The organism is Haloferax prahovense, from assembly GCF_000723845.1.
GTDB lineage: Archaea > Halobacteriota > Halobacteria > Halobacteriales > Haloferacaceae > Haloferax > Haloferax prahovense.
Genome location: NZ_LK053000.1, coordinates 1535333 through 1552364 on the forward strand (window position 1 = coordinate 1535333; position 17032 = coordinate 1552364).

At 67.7% G+C, this 17032-nt stretch carries 19 protein-coding genes; 9 read left to right on the forward strand and 10 right to left on the reverse strand.

The features are described 5' to 3' along the window. Window positions 1–10 precede the first annotated feature (10 nt). The 3 genes from BN984_RS07650 to BN984_RS07660 form a co-directional block, all read right to left on the reverse strand. Entirely contained in the window at window positions 11–862 is an 852-nt protein-coding gene (locus BN984_RS07650) for a ribose-phosphate diphosphokinase (protein WP_049967971.1), read from the reverse strand. A 60-nt stretch (window positions 863–922) separates the two neighbouring features. Next, window positions 923–1750 (reverse strand): HVO_0234 family beta-propeller protein, encoded by an 828-nt coding sequence (locus BN984_RS07655; protein ID WP_049967972.1) that lies wholly within the window; start codon window positions 1748–1750, stop codon window positions 923–925. 96 nt (window positions 1751–1846) lie between these two features. After that, window positions 1847–2191, reverse strand: a complete 345-nt coding sequence (locus BN984_RS07660; protein ID WP_049897082.1) for an SWIM zinc finger family protein — start codon at window positions 2189–2191, stop codon at window positions 1847–1849. A 120-nt stretch (window positions 2192–2311) separates the two neighbouring features. On the opposite strand from BN984_RS07660, the gene BN984_RS07665 reads away from it, so the two are divergent. The 3 genes from BN984_RS07665 (at window position 2312) to BN984_RS07675 (ending at window position 5825) form a co-directional block, all read left to right on the forward strand. After that, window positions 2312–3442 carry a tRNA (guanine(26)-N(2))-dimethyltransferase gene (locus tag BN984_RS07665; RefSeq protein ID WP_049967973.1) on the forward strand — a complete coding sequence of 377 codons (1131 nt, stop codon included), beginning with the start codon at window positions 2312–2314 and terminating at the stop codon, window positions 3440–3442. Window positions 3443–3520: 78 nt separating this feature from the next. Next, window positions 3521–4858 carry a YihY/virulence factor BrkB family protein gene (locus tag BN984_RS07670; protein ID WP_008091339.1) on the forward strand — a complete coding sequence of 446 codons (1338 nt, stop codon included), beginning with the start codon at window positions 3521–3523 and terminating at the stop codon, window positions 4856–4858. Between the two features lies 1 nt (window position 4859). Continuing rightward, the gene (locus BN984_RS07675) at window positions 4860–5825 is read left to right on the forward strand and encodes a phosphatase PAP2 family protein (protein WP_049967974.1); all 966 of its coding nucleotides are present in this window, start codon (window positions 4860–4862) and stop codon (window positions 5823–5825) included. A gap of 210 nt (window positions 5826–6035) precedes the next feature. Here the strand turns inward: BN984_RS07675 and glnA are convergent, their stop codons facing one another. Further along, on the reverse strand, window positions 6036–7406 hold the full coding sequence (gene glnA / locus BN984_RS07680) for a type I glutamate--ammonia ligase (RefSeq protein ID WP_049967975.1): 1371 nt from the start codon (window positions 7404–7406) through the stop codon (window positions 6036–6038). Between the two features lie 126 nt (window positions 7407–7532). On the opposite strand from glnA, the gene lrp reads away from it, so the two are divergent. Then, window positions 7533–7991 carry an HTH-type transcriptional regulator Lrp gene (gene lrp, locus BN984_RS07685; RefSeq protein WP_008091341.1) on the forward strand — a complete coding sequence of 153 codons (459 nt, stop codon included), beginning with the start codon at window positions 7533–7535 and terminating at the stop codon, window positions 7989–7991. 5 nt (window positions 7992–7996) lie between these two features. Here the strand turns inward: lrp and BN984_RS19690 are convergent, their stop codons facing one another. Together BN984_RS19690 and BN984_RS07690 are read right to left on the reverse strand one after the other, a co-directional pair. Continuing rightward, window positions 7997–8149 (reverse strand): hypothetical protein, encoded by a 153-nt coding sequence (locus tag BN984_RS19690; RefSeq protein ID WP_004045356.1) that lies wholly within the window; start codon window positions 8147–8149, stop codon window positions 7997–7999. Between the two features lie 284 nt (window positions 8150–8433). Further along, window positions 8434–9516: an aminopeptidase gene (locus BN984_RS07690; protein ID WP_008091345.1), complete on the reverse strand. Its 1083-nt coding sequence runs from the start codon at window positions 9514–9516 to the stop codon at window positions 8434–8436. 117 nt (window positions 9517–9633) lie between these two features. Here BN984_RS07690 and BN984_RS07695 point away from each other — a divergent pair, with 117 nt between their 5' ends. Then, the gene (locus BN984_RS07695) at window positions 9634–10659 is read left to right on the forward strand and encodes a threonine aldolase family protein (protein ID WP_049913341.1); all 1026 of its coding nucleotides are present in this window, start codon (window positions 9634–9636) and stop codon (window positions 10657–10659) included. 6 nt (window positions 10660–10665) lie between these two features. Here the strand turns inward: BN984_RS07695 and BN984_RS07700 are convergent, their stop codons facing one another. Together BN984_RS07700 and BN984_RS07705 are read right to left on the reverse strand one after the other, a co-directional pair. Continuing rightward, complete coding sequence (locus BN984_RS07700; protein WP_008091350.1) at window positions 10666–10884, reverse strand: hypothetical protein; 219 nt, start codon at window positions 10882–10884, stop codon at window positions 10666–10668. After that, complete coding sequence (locus BN984_RS07705; RefSeq protein ID WP_008091352.1) at window positions 10885–11829, reverse strand: cation diffusion facilitator family transporter; 945 nt, start codon at window positions 11827–11829, stop codon at window positions 10885–10887. It abuts the gene before it with no gap. A 134-nt stretch (window positions 11830–11963) separates the two neighbouring features. Between BN984_RS07705 and BN984_RS07710 the strand changes: the two genes are divergently transcribed. Next, on the forward strand, window positions 11964–12482 hold the full coding sequence (locus BN984_RS07710) for a metallophosphoesterase (protein WP_008091355.1): 519 nt from the start codon (window positions 11964–11966) through the stop codon (window positions 12480–12482). 207 nt (window positions 12483–12689) lie between these two features. Here BN984_RS07710 and BN984_RS07715 read toward each other — a convergent pair whose 3' ends face one another. Next, window positions 12690–13670 (reverse strand): ArsR/SmtB family transcription factor, encoded by a 981-nt coding sequence (locus BN984_RS07715; RefSeq protein ID WP_049967976.1) that lies wholly within the window; start codon window positions 13668–13670, stop codon window positions 12690–12692. A 96-nt stretch (window positions 13671–13766) separates the two neighbouring features. On the opposite strand from BN984_RS07715, the gene BN984_RS19695 reads away from it, so the two are divergent. From BN984_RS19695 to BN984_RS07730, 3 genes are read left to right on the forward strand one after another with little or no spacing between them, the layout of a single operon-like run. Beyond that, window positions 13767–13934, forward strand: coding sequence for a DUF7859 family protein (locus tag BN984_RS19695; protein WP_162832761.1), 168 nt, complete (start codon window positions 13767–13769; stop codon window positions 13932–13934). A 46-nt stretch (window positions 13935–13980) separates the two neighbouring features. Next, window positions 13981–15180: an inorganic phosphate transporter gene (locus BN984_RS07725; protein WP_008091362.1), complete on the forward strand. Its 1200-nt coding sequence runs from the start codon at window positions 13981–13983 to the stop codon at window positions 15178–15180. Then, window positions 15177–15452 carry a hypothetical protein gene (locus tag BN984_RS07730; RefSeq protein ID WP_008091365.1) on the forward strand — a complete coding sequence of 92 codons (276 nt, stop codon included), beginning with the start codon at window positions 15177–15179 and terminating at the stop codon, window positions 15450–15452. The genes BN984_RS07725 and BN984_RS07730 overlap by 4 nt, the downstream gene beginning before the upstream one ends. Before the next feature lie 73 nt (window positions 15453–15525). Here BN984_RS07730 and BN984_RS07735 read toward each other — a convergent pair whose 3' ends face one another. Continuing rightward, a complete protein-coding gene (locus BN984_RS07735) occupies window positions 15526–16932 on the reverse strand; it encodes a hemolysin family protein (protein WP_008091368.1) in 1407 nt (468 codons plus the stop codon). Between the last annotated feature and the right edge of the window lie 100 nt (window positions 16933–17032).

Here is a 17032-nt window from a genome sequence, read left to right on the forward strand (position 1 = left end):
GTGTGATATGTTACCGTTCGAGTTCGTCGGCGAGAACGGGGGCCACAGATACCTCGCTCACGTCGCGCTCGATGGTGTCGGTGCCGACGACGCGTTCGATACCGGCGCGCGCGAGTTTCGTGCGGGCGTTGCGGGCGAGAAGCGGGTGGACGGTCGCACAGAAGACGCGCTTCGCGCCACCGTCTGCGAGGACGGCGACGGCCTCGCTCATGGTCGACCCGGTGGCGATGATGTCGTCGGTGATGACCACGTCGCGGCCCTCGAAGTCGGCGTCGCTCGGCGTGATTTCGACGTCGGTCCCGGAGTGGCGCACCTTCTCGAAGTAGTCGGTCTCGCCCTCGCCGTAGGCGTCGCGGACGGTCTCGGCGATGCCGATGGCCCCCGAATCGGGCGACAGAAACAGCGGGTCGTCGAGCGCGGGGAGTGGTTCGGCGAGTCGCCCGGCGGCGTCGACGATGTCGACGGGCACGTCGAAGAACTCCGAGACGGCGTCCTCGTGGGGGTTGACGAGCACGACGCGGTCGGCCGTCGTGCTGACGGCGCGGGCGACCGCGCGGGCCGAAACCGGGTGGCCGGCCTCGAACGCCTTGTCCTGTCGGGCGTAGCCCATGTACGGGATGACCGTCGTGACCTCGGACGCGCCGGCCTCGCGGACCGCGTCCTGCAGTTGGAGGAGTTCGACGTAGGCGTCGTTGCTGGCGGTGCTGGCGACGATGGTGGCGGCGTCGGCGTCGAAGTCGGGAACGGCGGCCAGCGTCTCGCCGTCGGGGAAGCGGTCGTACTCGACGGCCGCGAGCGACTCGCCGAGTTCGGCGGCGAGCGCGGCCGCGAGTGCCTGGGAGGATGCGCCGGGTACGAGCATACCCGTTCGTCTCTCGTGGGGGGTAAAACCGCTTTTCGTTGCGTACAGCCGCGTCGCGTGTCAGCGAACCGCGACGCCGACGGTGTCCAATCCGAGCACTTGCGTCCGCCAGTCGCCCCCGGTCAGCCGAACGCAGAAGCCCCCCGCGTCGGTGACGGCGTAGGCGGCGCGGGCGTCGTGGGCGAGCGCGACGACCGTCTCGTCCAGCGGAATCGGGGCGGCGTTCCACTCGTCCGACTCGTCGTCTCGCGCGACGACGCCGTCCGGTCCGACCGCGTGGGCGCGGCCGTCCGGCATCGACGCGACCGCCGAAAACGCCCCGTCGAGCGCGTCCATCCAGCCGTTGCCGAGCGCGTACAGCCCCGAGTCGGTCGCGGCGAGCGGGGTTCCCGAGTCGCCGCCGAGACGGCCCGCGGGGTCGGACACGTCGTTCACGCCGTCCAAGCCGACGTGCGAGAGACCGTCGTCGCCGATGCGGTAGACGCCGTCTTCGGCCGCGACGAGGCTCCCGTCGAGGGCGCGGACCGATTCGACTTCGCCGAGGTCGGTCCACCCGGACTCGTCGAAGCGGGCGACACGACCCGAGTCGGCGGCGGCGACGACGCGATTCCGGTGGAAGCCGACGGCCGTCGCGGGCCCGAAGCCGAGTTCGTGGTAGTCGTCGCCCCGGACGAGCAGTACGTCCTCGTCGGTGGCGACGGCGACTTCCCCGGGCGACCCGGCGGCGTCCCGCGCGGCGCACCGGCGGTCGACGCGGAAGCCGCCGACGAGGTCGTCGGACACGTCGACGGTCACGACCCCGACGCCCGCGGCGACGTACACCGTCTGCTTGTCGGACTTGTCCGCGTACACCCGCTTTTCGTCGATAGAGAGGTCGAAATCAGCCATCCGTTGGCCCGAGGTTCGCGGCGGGGTTCGGAAAGGATTGTGGTCGTTCCCGCGGCGCGGCGACGGGTCGGACGGGCGCGCGGCCGAGAAGTGTGATTACAGAAATTCCCGCACGTCGGAGTACCACATGTCGTGGTGGTCGAGTTCGTCGAGCGCCTCGGCCACGTCGACCGCGAGGACGTGCCAGCAGCGCTCGCCCTCGTCGGGGTCGAGGTTGTACTGGGAGTCCTTGCAGGTACAGCCGCGGTCTTCGACCACGTACTCGTCGTCGTAGCCGACGACCACGTCGAAGTCGCGGTAGCGCTTCACCCGTCGCTCGGAGACGGCCTCGATGGCCGTGACGCCCCGGTCGCCGTGGGCGTCGACGATGGCCTGCACGATCTGCGGCGAGAGCCGCCCGGCCGCTTCGAGGGCCGCTCGCCAGTCGTCGGCCGAATCCACGCCCCCGATTTCGTCGGTGGCGGTGAAAACGCATTCGATGCCGCGGGGGAGGACGCCCGCCACAGCCGCGGCGCACAATCGCATCGCAACCGGTTTCCGCCCGCGCGGGCGACTGCGGGTATGCACGTGAGCGAGGGAGGCGTCGAAATCGAGGTTCCCGACGCCCGCGACGGGGCGTCAGCGGGAACCGGCGACGATGTCTTCTACAACCCCACACAGGAGTTGAACCGGGACATCACCGCGGCCGTCCTCCGCGCCTTCCGCGAGCGCGAACCCCGCGCCGAGAGCTACCTCGACGCGATGGCCGCCTCGGGAATCCGGGGCGTCCGCGCCGCCGCCGAGGGTTACGACGTGACCTGCGCCGACCTCGACACCGACGCCGTCGAACTCGCCCAGTCGAACCTCGACCGCGCCGGCAACGGCGGCGAGGCGGTCCACCGAAACGCCAACGCCCTCATGTACGACTCCGTCTTCGACGTGGTCGACCTCGACCCCTTCGGCACGCCGATGCCCTTCGCCGACCCCGCCTTCGCCAACACTCGCGACCTCGTCTGCGTCACCGCTACGGACACCGCCCCGCTGTGCGGCGCACACCAGAAAAGCGGCATCCGGAAGTACGGCTGTCTCCCGCAGAACACCGACTACCACCCCGAGATGGGCCTTCGGACGCTCCTCGGCGCGATGGTCCGCACCGCCGCCCGCTACGACAAGGCCGCCGTCCCGGTTCTCTCGCACGCGACGCGCCACTACGCGCGGGCGTACCTCGAACTCGACGAGCGGGCGACGAAGGCCGACGAACTCCTCGAATCGACCGGCTTCGTCTACCACTGCGAGGACTGCCTCCACCGCGAGGCCGAGCACTCGCTCATCGCCCACCCGCCCGAAGCGTGCGCCAACTGCGGTTCCACCCGCATTCTCGAAGCCGGCCCCATCTGGCTCGGCCCCGTCTCCGAACCGGCGTTCGCCGAGGCCGTCCGCGACGAGGTGACGGAGGATCTCGGCACCGCGAAACGCGCCCGCAAACTCCTCGACACGCTGGCGGTCGAACTCGACACGCCGACTCACTTCGACCAGCACCGCCTCTGTAAGCTCTGGGGGCGCTCGGCCTCGAAGATGGAGACCTTCCTCGAAACGCTCCGCGACGCCGGCTACGACGCCACTCCCGCGCACTACCACGGCACCGCGTTCAAGACCGACGCGACGGTCGCGGAGATACGCGAGGCGACCGCCGCGCTCGACCCCGAAGCCTGACCGACGGGGGCTCGTAACCGGCTCACGCCGCCGCGTCGGCGGGTAGCTTCTTTGTCTCCCGTGTCGTTTTGGTGATACGTGAGCGCCAAGATTCGAACCGTCGTTCCCGTCGCGCGGGCCGTCGTCGACACGATTCGGGAGAAGGAAATCTCGTTTCTCGCGGCCAGCATCTCGTACTACGCGCTCGTCTCGCTGATTCCGCTTCTCGTGCTCGGCGTCGTCGTCGCCACCGCGGTCGGCGGCGCGGAGTTGCAGGCGCAGCTCCAGACGCTCGTCGAACGGTACCTCGTCCCGACCGGGCAGGACCTCGTCGAGGAGGCCCTCACGGACCGAGCCGGACAGGGTAGCGTCGGAGCGGTGAGCCTCGCGCTGACGGTCTGGGGCGCGCTGAAGCTCTTTCGCGGCCTCGACATCGCGTTTTCGCGCATCTACGGCTCCGAGGCCGGCGGTCTCCTCGACCAACTTCGAGACGGCACCATCGCCCTCGCCAGCATCGGCGTCGGCACCATCGGCGTCGCGGTGCTGACCGCGCTACTCGGCCTCCTCGACGTGCCGTTCCTCCAACTGCTCTCGCCGCTCCTGTTGCTACTCACGCTCTGTGCGGCGTTCTTCCCGCTGTACTACGTCTTCCCCGACGCCGACCTCTCGCCGCGGCAGGTCGTTCCGGGAACCGTCTTCGCGGCCGTCGGCTGGACCGTTCTCGGAATCGGGTTCGGGGTGTACGCGTCGGTGGCCGGCGCGTCGGTCGCGGGCGCGCTCGGGACGCTCCTGTTGCTCGTGACGTGGTTCTACTTCTCGGGGCTCATCCTGCTTTCGGGCGCGGTCGTCAACGCGGTCCTCGCGGGGGTCGGCGGCGACGCGCTGCCCGCGGAACCGCGTGACCCGCCGGGGGGACCGCCCGGAGTGGACCGGCAGGTACAACATACGGGAGGCCGACATGACGCTCGTACGGATATGAGCGACGACCGAGGTGACACCGATGGGCCGCGGACGGAGGACGCCGGCGACGCGGAGACCGGCGCGTCCGTCTCCCCGCGCGGCGCTCCCGACATCGAGGAGCTGGAATCGCAGGTCGAGGAACTCCGCGCCGACCTCGACGCGTTCGAGGACGACGTGACGGACCGGACGGTCGAAAAGCCCAAGCTCGAAGCCGAGTTGAAGCGCTACGTCCGCCGTCGGATGCGCCGCGGCAAGGCTCGCGGTTGGGGACCCTACCTCGTGCTCGGCTACGGCGTCGTCCTCACGCTCGGCGCGTTCTACTACCTCCAGTCGGACCTCATCGCGGTCGTCGCCATGCTCATCATCTTCCTGTCGACGCTCGGGCTCTACGTCCTGTTCGTCATCTTCGGCATCGGCCTGAACGCGCTCGGCCTCCCCGGCCGCGCCGTCGACGCGGTCCGCGAACGCCGCGGCTGAGATGCTCCGGTCTGCACTCGCGCTTCAGACTCGCGGGTTCGGCGAGCTAGCGCTCGCGGACGCGCCGGATGCGCTCGTCTTCCTGTTCGGTCTCGTCACCCAACTCGGCGACCAGTGGTTCTTCTTCGTCGCGTTCACGTCGCTGTACTGGCTCTGTCGCCCACGAATCACGGCCCGTCCACGGCGAACCGCGGCCGCCTTCGTCGGCCTCGCGCTCGGGTCGCTGGCGCTCGTCACCGCGCTGAAAGTCGGCTTCGCCCTGCCGCGACCGCCGACCGCGGCCGTCGCCGATGCCCCCGCGTGGCCGTCGCCGCTCTCGGACCTGTTCGTGTCGTTTACCACCGACGACGGCTTCGGCTTCCCGAGCGGCCACGCCCTCGGGACGACCGTCGTCTACGGGGCCGCGGTCTCGCTTCTCGACGTGTGGGACCGCCGCCGCCGGCTCGTCGCCGCGGCGGTCGTCGTCGCCACCGTCTCGCTCTCGCGGATTTTCCTCGGCGTCCACTACGGCGTCGACATCGTCGTCGGCGTCCTCCTCGGCCTGGTCTTTCTGAAGACGGTCTTTTCGGTCGCCGCCGCGGACGACCCCGACGCGGCCGGCCACCTCGAGCCGGCGCGGCTGTTCGCTATCGCGGCCGGCCTGAGCGTTCTCGCGCTCGCGGTGGTGTTCGCCACGGGCGTCCCCGGACACACGGAAAACGCCGCGGCGGCCCTCGGCGGGTCGCTCGGCGGCCTCGTCGGCTGGGCGCGACTCGCCGACCACGAGTCGCTGCCGACGCTGTCGCCGCCGGTGGCGCTCGTCGCATTCCTCGGCGCGGGCGGCCTCTGGGTCGGCGTCGACGTGGCCGACGCCTCGGTCCCGGTGACGGTGTTCGCCACCGGGGCGGTGGTCGCGTTCATCCTCGTCGCGCCGAAGTTACAGGGCCGAATCGGGCTCGGCGACGGGGCGACCCAGCGCGCCGACTGACTCGGGCGACGCCGACGGCCGACGCGAGGCTGGCGCTTCCCTTTTCGGACTGCACCGGTTCCGCGACCGCTCACAACCCAACGAGCTTCGCGAGTCCGGTCGCGGCTCGGCCACCGCGGCAACGACGGCTCGCGTTCGGTCTCGGCGCGGCGCTGCCGCTCTCCGGCGAGCGGTCGCAAAAGAAAAATCGGTGTGAGGCGTGCGCGACGGTTAGAACGTCTCGAGGTACCGGTCGAGTTCCCACTGGGAGACCGAGACGAGGTAGTCCTTGAACTCGGAGCGCTTGGCTTCGACGAACTTCTCGTAGACGTGGTCGCCCAGGGCCTCCTGGATGACTTCGTCCTCTTCGAGGGCGTCGACGGCAGCACCGAGGTCCTTCGGGAGCGTCTCGATGCCGTATTCTTCGCGCTTTTCCTCGTCGAACTCGTAGATGTTCTCGCGGACCGGGTCGGGGCACTCGAGACCTTTCTCGATGCCATCGAGACCGGCGTGGAGGAGCGCGGCGAGCGCGAGGTACGGGTTACAGGACGGGTCGGGGAAGCGGGCCTCGATGCGCGAGGCGGCCGGCGTGCGGGCGGCCGGCTTGCGGATGAGCGCCGAGCGGTTGCGGTCGGACCACGCGATGTAGACCGGCGCTTCGTAGCCGGGGACGAGGCGCTTGTAGGAGTTCACCGTCGGGTCACACACTGCCGTCACGGCAGGCGCGTGGTCGAGGATACCCGCAGTGAACTGCTTCGCAGTCTCGCTCAGGTCGAACTCGTCGTCGCCGTCGTGGAACGCGTTCTCGCCGTCCTGGAACAGCGAGATGTGCGTGTGCATACCCGAGCCGTTGATGCGGGCGATGGGCTTGGGCATGAACGTCGCGTGGAGGTCGTGTTCGGCCGCGATGGCGCGAACGACGGACCGGAAGGTTGCGACGTTGTCGGCCGTCGAGAGGGCGTCGTCGTACGTGAAGTTGATCTCGTGCTGGCCCTCGGCGACCTCGTGGTGCGAGGCTTCGATGTCGAAGCCCATGCTCTCGAGTCCGTAGATGATGTCGCGGCGCACGTCGGACGCGAGGTCCTTCGGCGCGAGGTCGAAGTAGCCGCCGGCGTCGTTCGTGACGGTCGTCGCGCGGCCGTCTTCGTCTTCTTCGAACAGGAAGAACTCCGGTTCGGGGGCAGCGTTCACGTCGTAGCCCATCTCTTCTGCGCGCTTGATAGCGCGCTTGAGGACGCCACGCGGGTCGCCGCTGAACGGCTCGCCGGTGGAGGTGTTGAAGACGTCACAGATGAGGCGCGCGGCGGCGCTGTTTTCCTTCTTCCGCCACGGGAGGACGGCGAACGTGGACGGGTCGGGTTCGAGGCGCATGTCGGACTCCTGGATGCGCACGAAGCCGTCGATGGAGGAACCGTCGAAATAGATGCCTTCGGTGAACGCCTTTTCGGCCTGCGAGGCCGGGATGGAGACGTTTTTGACCGTTCCGAGAATGTCGGTGAACTGGAGTCGGAGGAAGTCGACATTCTTCTCTTCGATCTCGTCGATGACTGCCTGTGCCTCGTCGCTCAGGCCGCCGTCGGTGAGTGCGTTGTCTTCCGTCATTTTCCTGAACACGCGATTCGAACACCCGCACTATAAAGACCTTTCCGCTTAATGCAATTCCCCGCACCTCGCCACAGAATTGGATATTCGTAAAATTCTAATCCCCCGGGACGGTGTGTAGATGTAATGACGTACGAAAACCTCGACGCGAAGCTCATCAACGCACTCCTCGGCGACGGCCGGGCGAGCCTGCGAAGCCTCGCCGAAGAACTCGACGTGTCGGTCACGACCGTCTCGAATCACCTGCGAGACCTCGAAGACGAAGGCGTCATCGAGGGCTACACCCCCCGCGTCAACTACGACGCGCTCGGCTACGACGTAACCGCCGTCATTCAGCTCAAAGTCGAGGGCTCTGCGCTCCCCGAAATCACGGAGCGCCTCCGCGCCGAAAAACAGATGATTTCGGTGTACGAGGTCACCGGCGACTACGACATCATCGCCATCGGCAAGTTCCGTGACACCGACGGCATGAACACGCAGATCAAGAAACTGCTCACGGACGCGGACATCCGCGAGTCCAACACCTCGGTCGTGCTCAACGCCGTCACCGAAAACGAGCAGTTCGAACTCGACCTCGACCAGTAACGCCGTCAGACGATTCGCGTTTTCACGTCTCGCATCTCCGACTTGCAGTAGGGACACCGATACCTCGTGTCGAAGCCGTCGGGCGTCGTTTTCGTCGTGGTCTCTATCTCGTGGACCGCCACGTCGCGTCCACACTCTCGGCACTGGACCGCTGGCATCGGTTCGTGTTCATCGACTATTCGAAATAAACCTACTGGGGTCTGTGTATTGTTGTCACACGTCTGTCTATAGACGGAGGGGCACCGCTTCGACTGGAGAACCCGCGGACTTCGGTCGAGACAGACCGAATCTGTCCCCGCGTCTCGGTGCCGATTTCGGCGACTGTTCGAAGGCTCCCGTTTCGACTGGAAAATCCGACGACGACGAGCGATTCTCCGGCCGATAAACCGGAGACGAAATGTTGCGAGTTGTCCGCGAACAGGACGGTGCGCGGTCGACCCGGTCAGAACTCGTCTTCGAAGACGAACGTGCCGTTCCGCTGGACGACCTCGCCGTCAACCTCGATGACCGACTCCTCGGACATGTCGACGATCATGTCGACGTGCTCGGCGCTCTCGTTGAGTTCGTTGTCCGCGCCGACCGTCTCGGGGTACGCCGAGCCGACGGCCATGTGGACGGTGTCGCCCATCTTCTCGTCGAACAGCATGTTGTAGGTGAACTGGTCGATGCTGCGGTTCATGCCGATACCGAGTTCGCCGAGGTAGCGCGCGCCCTCGTCGGTGTCGAACACGCCGTCTAAGACCTCCTCGTTCCCCTCGGCGGAGTAGTCGACGACCTCGCCATCCTCGAAGCGGACGCGGACGCCGGAGACCTCGCGGCCCTGTCGGTACAGCGGCAGGTCGAAGTAGACCTCGCCGTTCACGGAGTCCTTCACTGGCGCGGTGAACACTTCGCCGCCGGGGAGGTTGTGCTCGGCCGTGTCGTTGATGGCCGTGTTGCCGGCGATGCTCATCGTCACGTCGGTCTCGTCGCCCGACTTGATGCGGACCTCGTCGCCGTCGTTGAGGATGTCGACTAACTGCTGTTGGAGTTCGCCCTGCGCGTCCCAGTCGAGGGTGACGGCGTCGTAGACGAAGTTCTCGTAAGCCTCTGTGCTCATGCCCGCAAGCTGGGCGCTCCCCTTCGCGGGGTACTGGGTGAGACACCAGCGCTTCGAGAGCATCTCGCCTTGCACGGGCTTGTACGCCCGCTTGTACGCGGCGTTCGTCTCCGGCGGCACGTCGCTCTGCTCGGTGGCGTTCGTCTCGCCGCGGACGCGGATGATGACGTCCGTCTCCTCGTAGAGCGCCAGCACGTGCTCGGGCGTCTCGTAGTCGTCGTCGCCGGCGCGGAGGAACGCGCGGGTAAAGCGCGGGTTCGCGTCCATCGCGACGACGTTCGCGCCGCGGTCGCCGAGCAGTTCGTGGACGGCCGTGACGAGGTCCTCGGCCACCGAGGGCGCGGAGATGACGACGTTGTCGCCGGCCTCGACGCTCGTGGAGTGGTCGACGATGGTCTGTGCGTGCTCGCGGATGCGCGGGTCCATACCGCGTCGTGTGTGTCCCCGGGGCAAACACCTTTCGAAGCGCAAATATTGCGCCGGCGGACGGGGAACGCCACGCGGACCACCGTTTATTTCTCCGTCGGCGCGGTCTCTCCGCGCATGATAGACCTCCGAAGCGACACCGTCACGCTCCCGTCCGACGAGATGCGCGAGGCCGCCCGGGACGCCGACGTCGGCGACGACGTGTACGGCGACGACCCGACCGTGAACGAACTCGAAGCGCGCGCCGCCGAGTTGGTCGGCAAGGAGGCCGCGCTGTTCGTGCCGTCGGGGACGATGGGCAACCAAATCGCCGCCCGCGTCCACGCCGACCCCGGTCAGGAGGCGCTCGTGGACGCGAAGGCACACGTCTACAAGTGGGAGGTCGGCGGCTTCGCCCAACTGTCGGGGCTGCAGGTCCGCGCCTACGACGCCGGCGAGCGCGCCGCGCCGACGCCCGAGCAGGTCCGCGACCACGCCCGCGAGGAGTCGCTGCACGTCGCCGGCACGGGCGTCCTGTGCCTCGAAAACACCCACAACGCCCGCGGCGGCGTCGCGGTTCCGAAAGCCGACGTCGACGCCGCGGCCGACGCCGCCCGCGACCTCGGGATTCCGGTTCACCTCGACGGCGCGCGCCTGTTCAACGCCTGCGTCGCCCTCGACGAGGACCCGAAGGCGATGGTCGAGGGCGTCGATACGGTGATGTTCTGTCTCTCGAAGGGGCTCGGTGCACCCGTTGGCTCGATGCTCGCCGGTTCCGAGGCGTTCATCGAGGACGCCGTCCGCGTCAGAAAGCAGTTCGGCGGCGGCATGCGACAGGCCGGTCTCATCGCCGCGCCGGGGCTCGTCGCGCTCGACAATATCGACCGCCTCGCCGACGACCACGAGAACGCCCGCGTCCTCGCCGAGGGTCTCGACGCCGTCGCCGGCCTGTCGGTGCCGACGCCCGATACGAACATCGTCGTCGTCGACTCCGCGGGCGCGGGGCTGACGGCCGAGGAGTTTGTGAGTCTGTGTGAGGGCGTGGATATCCTCGGCGGCACGTTCGGCGAGTATCACACCCGGTTCACGACGAACCTGAACGTCTCGCAGGAGGACGTGGAGACGGCGGTCGAACTCGTCGCCGACGCGGTCGAGTCGCGATAAGGAGCCTCAGCCAGTCGCGAGCGCGACGACGAACCACAGCACGCCACCGAGGGCAAGTGCGACACCCATCGCCTTCCCCAGCCGCCGTTGGAGTACCTCCGCCTTCGCTGGTGCCTCCGTCCACTCCCGGGGCGAAACCAGGCTCCTCGCGGACATCGGTCGCCTGTACAGGTAGCCGCCGGCGGCGACGAACATGACCGAGGGAACGACCTGTGCGGGGTCCATCTACAGTTCGGGTTCGATGTAGACGAAGTGGACCCGTTCGTCGGCCGCCTTGAGTTCGGTCTCGATTTCGCTGATGTGGTCGTCTATCTCCTCGGTGTCGAGTTCGGGGTCGAAGCTCACGTCGAGGGCGACGAGGAGTTTCTCGGGGCCGACGTAGCTCGCGCGGAAGTGGTCGATGTGGACGACCCGCGGGTCGTTTTTAACGATGTTGCGGAGGGCCTGTTCTTCGTCCATGGGGACGCTCTCGCCGATGAGGAGGCGCTTGTTCTCCCACGCGAGCGCGATTGCGAAGCCCATGAGCAGTATCCCGATGAGGAGCGCCGCACCGGCGTCGAACAGCTCGTTACCCGTGAGTTCGGTGAGGCCGATGCCGACGAGCGCGAGCATCGCGCCGACGAGGGCGACGGTGTCCTCCGTGAACGCCGTGAGCGTCGTCACGTCGCTCGTCTCCCGGAACGCCTCCACGAGACCGCTCCACTCGTACTCCTCCATCTGCCGGCGGAGTTCGGCGTTCGCCTTCAGGAACGCGTAGCTCTCGAAGGCGATTGCGCCGAGGAGGATGGCGACGTTGATCAACACGGGCTCGATTTCGAAGCCGAGCAAGAAGAGCGCCTCTCCGCCACCGCCGTGGCCGGGGTGCATCAGGGCGTCGTAGCCGTGCTTGGCCGACTCCCAACCGGCGATACCGAACAGCATCACGGAGACGAGAAACGAGTAGAAGAACTGTGATTTCCCGTAGCCGAAGGGGTGCGACTGCGTCTCGTCGCGCTTGCTGTCGCGGATGCCGATGAGGAGGAACACCTGGTTACCGGTGTCGGAGATGGAGTGATACGTTTCGGAGAGCATGGAGGGACTCCCGGTCGCGAGATAGCCGAGGAACTTGAGAATCGCAATCGCCCCGTTCGCGAAGAGCGCGGCGACGACGACGGACGTACTGCCTGCCATATCGTGGGCCACTCCCCCCGCTCGGATAGAGCTACCGACGAGGAACCGGGACACCGCTCGCCGACCGCGGCGGCGACGCCGACACCGACGCCGCAGCCGGTAGGTTTCAATCCCTCCGGCGCTTACCCCGGCGCATGCTCGTTGTCGTCTCCGACACCCACAGCACGGACGGCCATCGACTGACGAACCGAACCCTCGACGCGGTCCGCGAGGCGGACCTCGTCGTCCACGCGGGCGACTTCATGCGCGAGTCCGTCCTCGACGCGTTCATCGACGAGGCCGACGCCTTCCTCGCGGTCTACGGCAACAACGACGGCTCCGAGATTCGCGACCGGATTCCAGTCGCGCGGAACGTCACCTACGGCGGCGTCGAGTTCGCGGTGACTCACACCCGACGCGGCGGGAACACCGCGCTTTCGATGTTCGGCCGCGAGCGCGGGGCCGACGCGGTCATCTTCGGCCACAGCCACCGGCCGGGCTTCGACGGCACCGGGCCGATTCCGCTCCTCAACCCGGGGAGTCACGCCCAACCGCGAGGCAACCGCAAGGCGCACGCGGAACTGGAGGAACTGCCGGACGGCGGGCTCCGCGGGCGACTCGTCACCGTCGACGGCGACACCTTCGAGACGTTCCGTATCGTCCCTGACGAGTAATACAGTGGGGTCCGGCGGAGGGCCGGAAGAATCAGCGGGAACAGGCCGGGAAGCCTGTTGGGGACAGTCCGAGGCCACGCGAGACGACGGGGTGAGGGGCAGGGGCACGGATGGCAGTCCCGTCGCCGTTGGGGGGCCACGCGCGACCTCGTACTCACTCCTACGGGTGACGGTATCAAATACGCACCGTAAGCTCAAACAACCGTTTTAGTCACGCAGCACGCCCACCGCGACCCACGCGAGAAGCACGGTCAGCCCCCCGAGGAAGAACAGCGTCCCCGGCGAGAGCGACCCGATAGTCTCGGCGAGCCCCCCCGACCCGCTCGTGAACTGCGCCGCGGTCTCCGTGACCGTCTGTGCGGCCGTCGTGTCCGGAACCGCCGTCGGCGTCGGCGTCGCGGTCGCGGTCTCCGCGGCGGTCTGCGTGGCTTCCGTCGCCGTCCGCGTCGTCTCGACCGCGGTCCGGGTCGCCTCCGCGGTCTGCGTCGTCGAATCCGCCGTCGTGGTCGCCTCGGCGATGCTGAACCCGCCGCCGCCGTCGGTCGTCGTCGCGGTCTCAGTCGCCGTCTGCGTCGTCGAATCCGCTGTCGTGGTCGCCTCGGTCGCCGTCGTCGTCGTGGCAGAATCGGCCTGATAGGTCGCGTTGAGGTCGCCTCCCGACCCGCCGCTTTGGCCGGCTTCGGAACCGCCAGCGCCGTCCGCACCGCCGGCCGAGGTACCGAAGCCGAACGGGAGCACCGACCCGGTTCGAGCGAGCCGATTTACCACGGCCGCGCCGATGCCGAGGACGCCGACTCCGCCGATGAGGCGCGTGAGCGCGCCTTTCAGTCCCTTCGTCTCGTCCTCGCGCCCGGCGACGACGACGAGCGCCCGGTCCGCGGGGGTGTACACCTTCATCTCGCGACCCTTCTCGGAGTACCTCGTGTCCGCGACCTCGATGAGGCCCGCTTCCGAGAGGTTCCCGAGGTGGTACTGGACGTTCTGGAGGGACGTGTCGACCTCGGTGGCGAGGTCGGAGGGCGTCGCCGGCGACTCGTGGAGCGACGCGAGGACCGACCGGGCGGTCGACGAGGAGATGGCTCCGAGCAGGTCGTCCGCCTCGTCGCTGTCGAGGCCGATAACCTTGGGATCTCGGTCGTCCCGGTTGTCGTCCGGGTCGCCCGGGCTGGAGGGGATGAGGTCGGCCATCAAATCGGCGTTACTCGCGTTTTCCCATGAGTGTTCGTATTCTTTCACGACCCGTCGCCGAAATTGCTATACCTCGTGCCCGCCGAACCCATCCACATGACCGACCCTTTGGTCGTAGACGGCCTCGTCGACTTTCTCGCGGGGGATCCCGTGTTCGTCGGGCTGCTCGTCGCGTTGTTGCTCTTCGTCTTCTTCGGGTATCTCCTCGTCCGTCGGACGCTCCTCGGCCTGAGCGAGGGGTACGACGAGGCGCGCCGCCGCTGATGGACGGGACAACAGCCGACGCCGACGACCGCCGAGGTGTCGCCCCGTGGTAGCCGCCGCGACGCTCGCCACGTTCGTCGTCGCCGCCCTCGCCAGCCTGTTCATGGCGTGGGCCATCGGCGCGGGGTCGTCGGGTTCGACGCCCTTTGCGCCCGCGGTCGGAGCCAACGCCATCTCGGTGATGCGCGCGGGCTTCATCGTCGGGCTGCTCGGGTTCGCCGGAGCGTTCCTGCAGGGCGCCAACGTCACCAACGCCGTCGGTACCGAACTCATCGGCGGCGTCACGCTGACCGCGGGGGCCGCGGTCGTCGCGCTCATCACCGCGGCGGTGCTCGTCGCGCTCGGCGTCTTCGCCGGCTACCCAATCGCCACCGCCTTCACCGTCACCGGCGCGGTCGTCGGCGTCGGCCTCGCAATGGGCGGCGACCCCGCGTGGGCGAAGTACCAGCAAATCGTTTCGCTGTGGGTGCTCACCCCCTTCGTCGGCGGTGGGGCGTCGTACGCGACCGCCCGACTCCTCCGCGCCGACGGCGTCTCCGAGCAGTGGACCGTCCCTGCGCTCGCCGGAATCGTCGGGCTGCTCGTCGCCAACATGGAGTTCGCGGGGCTGGGCGGCGCGGCGGGCTCGGCCTCGGTCGCCCGGGCCGCTGCAGTCGAGGCGGCCGGCCTCGTCGGCCTCGGCGAGACGGTCTGGTTCGTCGCCGCCTCCCTTTTCGTCGCGCTCGTCGCGGCCGCGGTCGTCGGTCGCTGGGTGACGACCGACAAGACCCGCGGTCAGCGGCGATTCCTGCTCGTCCTCGGCGGCCTCGTGGCCTTCTCGGCGGGCGGCAGTCAGGTCGGCCTCGCTATTGGGCCGCTCGTTCCCCTGCTGGACGTGGTCGCGGTCCCGCTCCCGGCGCTCCTCGTCGGCGGCGGAGTGGGTCTCCTCGCTGGGTCGTGGACCGGTGCGCCGCGCATGATTAAGGCGCTCGCGCAGGACTACTCCTCGCTCGGGCCGCGGCGCTCCATCGCGGCGATGATTCCCTCGTTCGCTATCGCCCAGACCGCCGTCGCCCTCGGCGTTCCCGTGTCGTTCAACGAGATCATCGTCAGCGCCATCATCGGCTCCGGCTACGCCGCCGGCGGGTCGGGCGTCTCCCGGCGGAAGATGCTGTACACGGTCCTCGCGTGGGTCGGTTCGCTCGCGCTCGCGTTCGGGCTGGGCTACGGCGTCTTTACGCTCGTGTCGAGCGTACTCGGTCTGTGAACGTTCGTGGATTCCGCGTCGCGCTCGCCACCCTCGTTTCTGCCCTCTGGGCCGTCTTCGGCGTCTACCACGTCGCGATGGCGGTCGTGACCGGCATCTCGCTCCGCGGGTTCGCCTTCGGAGCCGTCGGACTCGGCGCGTTCGCGCTGGCGATTCGCTTCCGCGGGCGGGCGCGACGCCTCGGCGACGGCACCGCCGACGTGACCGGATTGGCGTTCCTCGCGTTGGCGTCGCTGGCGCTCGTGGTTCTCTCGTTTACGCTGCTCGGGTGAGTCGCGTCGACGACGGTTCGAAAACGAGTTCGGTCGAGGTCGGGACGAATTGGGCTCGGTCGGGTCGGACCGGTCAGGTGTCGGGCTCGACTTCCGCTTCCTCGTCGCCGCCGTTCTCGTCGTCGCCGTTGCCGTCGGCGGCTTCGATGCCTGAGTTGGTTCGGATGCGCGCTTTCATGATGCGCGTGTTGTCGACCTGCTCGATGCGGATGACGATGTCGTTGTAGCTGATTTCCTCGCCTTCCTCGACGAGACGACCGGCGCGGTTGAAGATGAAGCCGGCGAGCGTCTCGAACTCCTCGCCCTCGGGGAGTTCGATGTCGAGCATCTCGTTGACCTCGTCGATGTTGACCTCGCCGCGGACGAGGTAGGTGTTCTCGTCGACCGACTCGAACGGCTCTTCCTCGTCGCCTTCGAGGATGTCGCCGACGATTTCCTCGACCATGTCTTCGAGGGTGATGAGCCCCTCCGTGGTCCCGAACTCGTCGATGACGACGACCATCTGCATCCGCGTATCTTGCATCTCGGCCATGAGTTCGTCGACGTTCTTCGACTCGGGCACGTGGAGCGTCGGCGAGACGATGTCGGCGATGCCGACGCCGCGTTCGCCGTAGTACTTCTCGCGGACGAGGTTCCGGATGTTGACGATACCGATGATGTTGTCGAGGTTACCGTCGTACACGGGGACTCGCTCGTGGTCGGCCTGCACGCACGTCTCGATGGCCTCGTCGATGGTCGCGTCCTTCGGGACGGCGGTCATGTCGAGGCGCGGGGTCATGACCTCCTTCGCGATCGTCGAATTGAACCGGAAGATGCGGTCGAGCATCTCGCGTTCTTCCTCCTCGATGACGCCCTCGCGCTCGCCCGTCTCGATGAGGTTCTGAATCTCGTCGCGGGTGACGTAGGTCGTCTCGATGGCGGTCTGACCGCCGGTGACCTTGTTGATGACGCGGGTCAGGTAGTCGAAGAAGACGACGAGCGGGAGCAACAGCAGCTCGGCGTATTTCAGGGGCCGCGCGATGCGGAGGGACCACGACTCGGTGTTTTCGACCGCGTAGGACTTCGGCGCGCTCTCGCCGAACAGCAGGACGATTGCCGTAATCCCGAACGTCGCGATTGCGACCGCCTCTCCCTGTTGGAAGCCGACGAAGACGAGCAGCCCGGTCGATATCGAAGACATCGCGATGTTCGCGATGTTGTTTCCGACCAGAATGGTCACGAGAAGCCGGTGCGGGTCGTCCTTGAGCGCTTTCACCCGCTCCGCGCCCGGTACACCGTCTTCGACCATCGAGTCGACGCGGTGTTTTGCGAGCGAGAACATCGCAATCTCGGACGAGGAGAAGAACGCCGAGAGGCCGATCAGGACGATGATTCCGATCACGCCGAGGACCGTTATCGTCGTGTCGTCCAGCGGAATGTTCGAGACCTGTGCGGCCGCGAGTGTCGTGGCTGGTGGTAACTGTAGCGGCGGCAAACCCATGTAACTACACTGTCTTGCGCGGGACCGGAATTAAGAGTTGCCCTCGATCCCCTCTCGGTCGGCGTCTCGTCCGCCCTCGCTGGTCCGGTCGGCGAACCGA

What these genes read in the sequence shown, in the direction of transcription:
- BN984_RS07650 (WP_049967971.1), bottom strand. Translation starts at nt 862, where the DNA reads ATGCTCGTACCCGGCGCATCCTCCCAGGCACTCGCGGCCGCGCTCGCC.
- BN984_RS19690 (WP_004045356.1), bottom strand. Translation starts at nt 8,149, where the DNA reads ATGCCAGCGGTCCAGTGCCGAGAGTGTGGACGCGACGTGGCGGTCCAC.
- lrp (WP_008091341.1), top strand. Translation starts at nt 7,533, where the DNA reads ATGACGTACGAAAACCTCGACGCGAAGCTCATCAACGCACTCCTCGGC.
- BN984_RS07700 (WP_008091350.1), bottom strand. Translation starts at nt 10,884, where the DNA reads ATGGACCCCGCACAGGTCGTTCCCTCGGTCATGTTCGTCGCCGCCGGC.
- BN984_RS07735 (WP_008091368.1), bottom strand. Translation starts at nt 16,932, where the DNA reads ATGGGTTTGCCGCCGCTACAGTTACCACCAGCCACGACACTCGCGGCC.
- BN984_RS07675 (WP_049967974.1), top strand. Translation starts at nt 4,860, where the DNA reads ATGCTCCGGTCTGCACTCGCGCTTCAGACTCGCGGGTTCGGCGAGCTA.
- BN984_RS07665 (WP_049967973.1), top strand. Translation starts at nt 2,312, where the DNA reads ATGCACGTGAGCGAGGGAGGCGTCGAAATCGAGGTTCCCGACGCCCGC.
- BN984_RS07655 (WP_049967972.1), bottom strand. Translation starts at nt 1,750, where the DNA reads ATGGCTGATTTCGACCTCTCTATCGACGAAAAGCGGGTGTACGCGGAC.
- glnA (WP_049967975.1), bottom strand. Translation starts at nt 7,406, where the DNA reads ATGACGGAAGACAACGCACTCACCGACGGCGGCCTGAGCGACGAGGCA.
- BN984_RS07695 (WP_049913341.1), top strand. Translation starts at nt 9,634, where the DNA reads ATGATAGACCTCCGAAGCGACACCGTCACGCTCCCGTCCGACGAGATG.
- BN984_RS19695 (WP_162832761.1), top strand. Translation starts at nt 13,767, where the DNA reads ATGACCGACCCTTTGGTCGTAGACGGCCTCGTCGACTTTCTCGCGGGG.
- BN984_RS07690 (WP_008091345.1), bottom strand. Translation starts at nt 9,516, where the DNA reads ATGGACCCGCGCATCCGCGAGCACGCACAGACCATCGTCGACCACTCC.
- BN984_RS07715 (WP_049967976.1), bottom strand. Translation starts at nt 13,670, where the DNA reads ATGGCCGACCTCATCCCCTCCAGCCCGGGCGACCCGGACGACAACCGG.
- BN984_RS07705 (WP_008091352.1), bottom strand. Translation starts at nt 11,829, where the DNA reads ATGGCAGGCAGTACGTCCGTCGTCGTCGCCGCGCTCTTCGCGAACGGG.
- BN984_RS07710 (WP_008091355.1), top strand. Translation starts at nt 11,964, where the DNA reads ATGCTCGTTGTCGTCTCCGACACCCACAGCACGGACGGCCATCGACTG.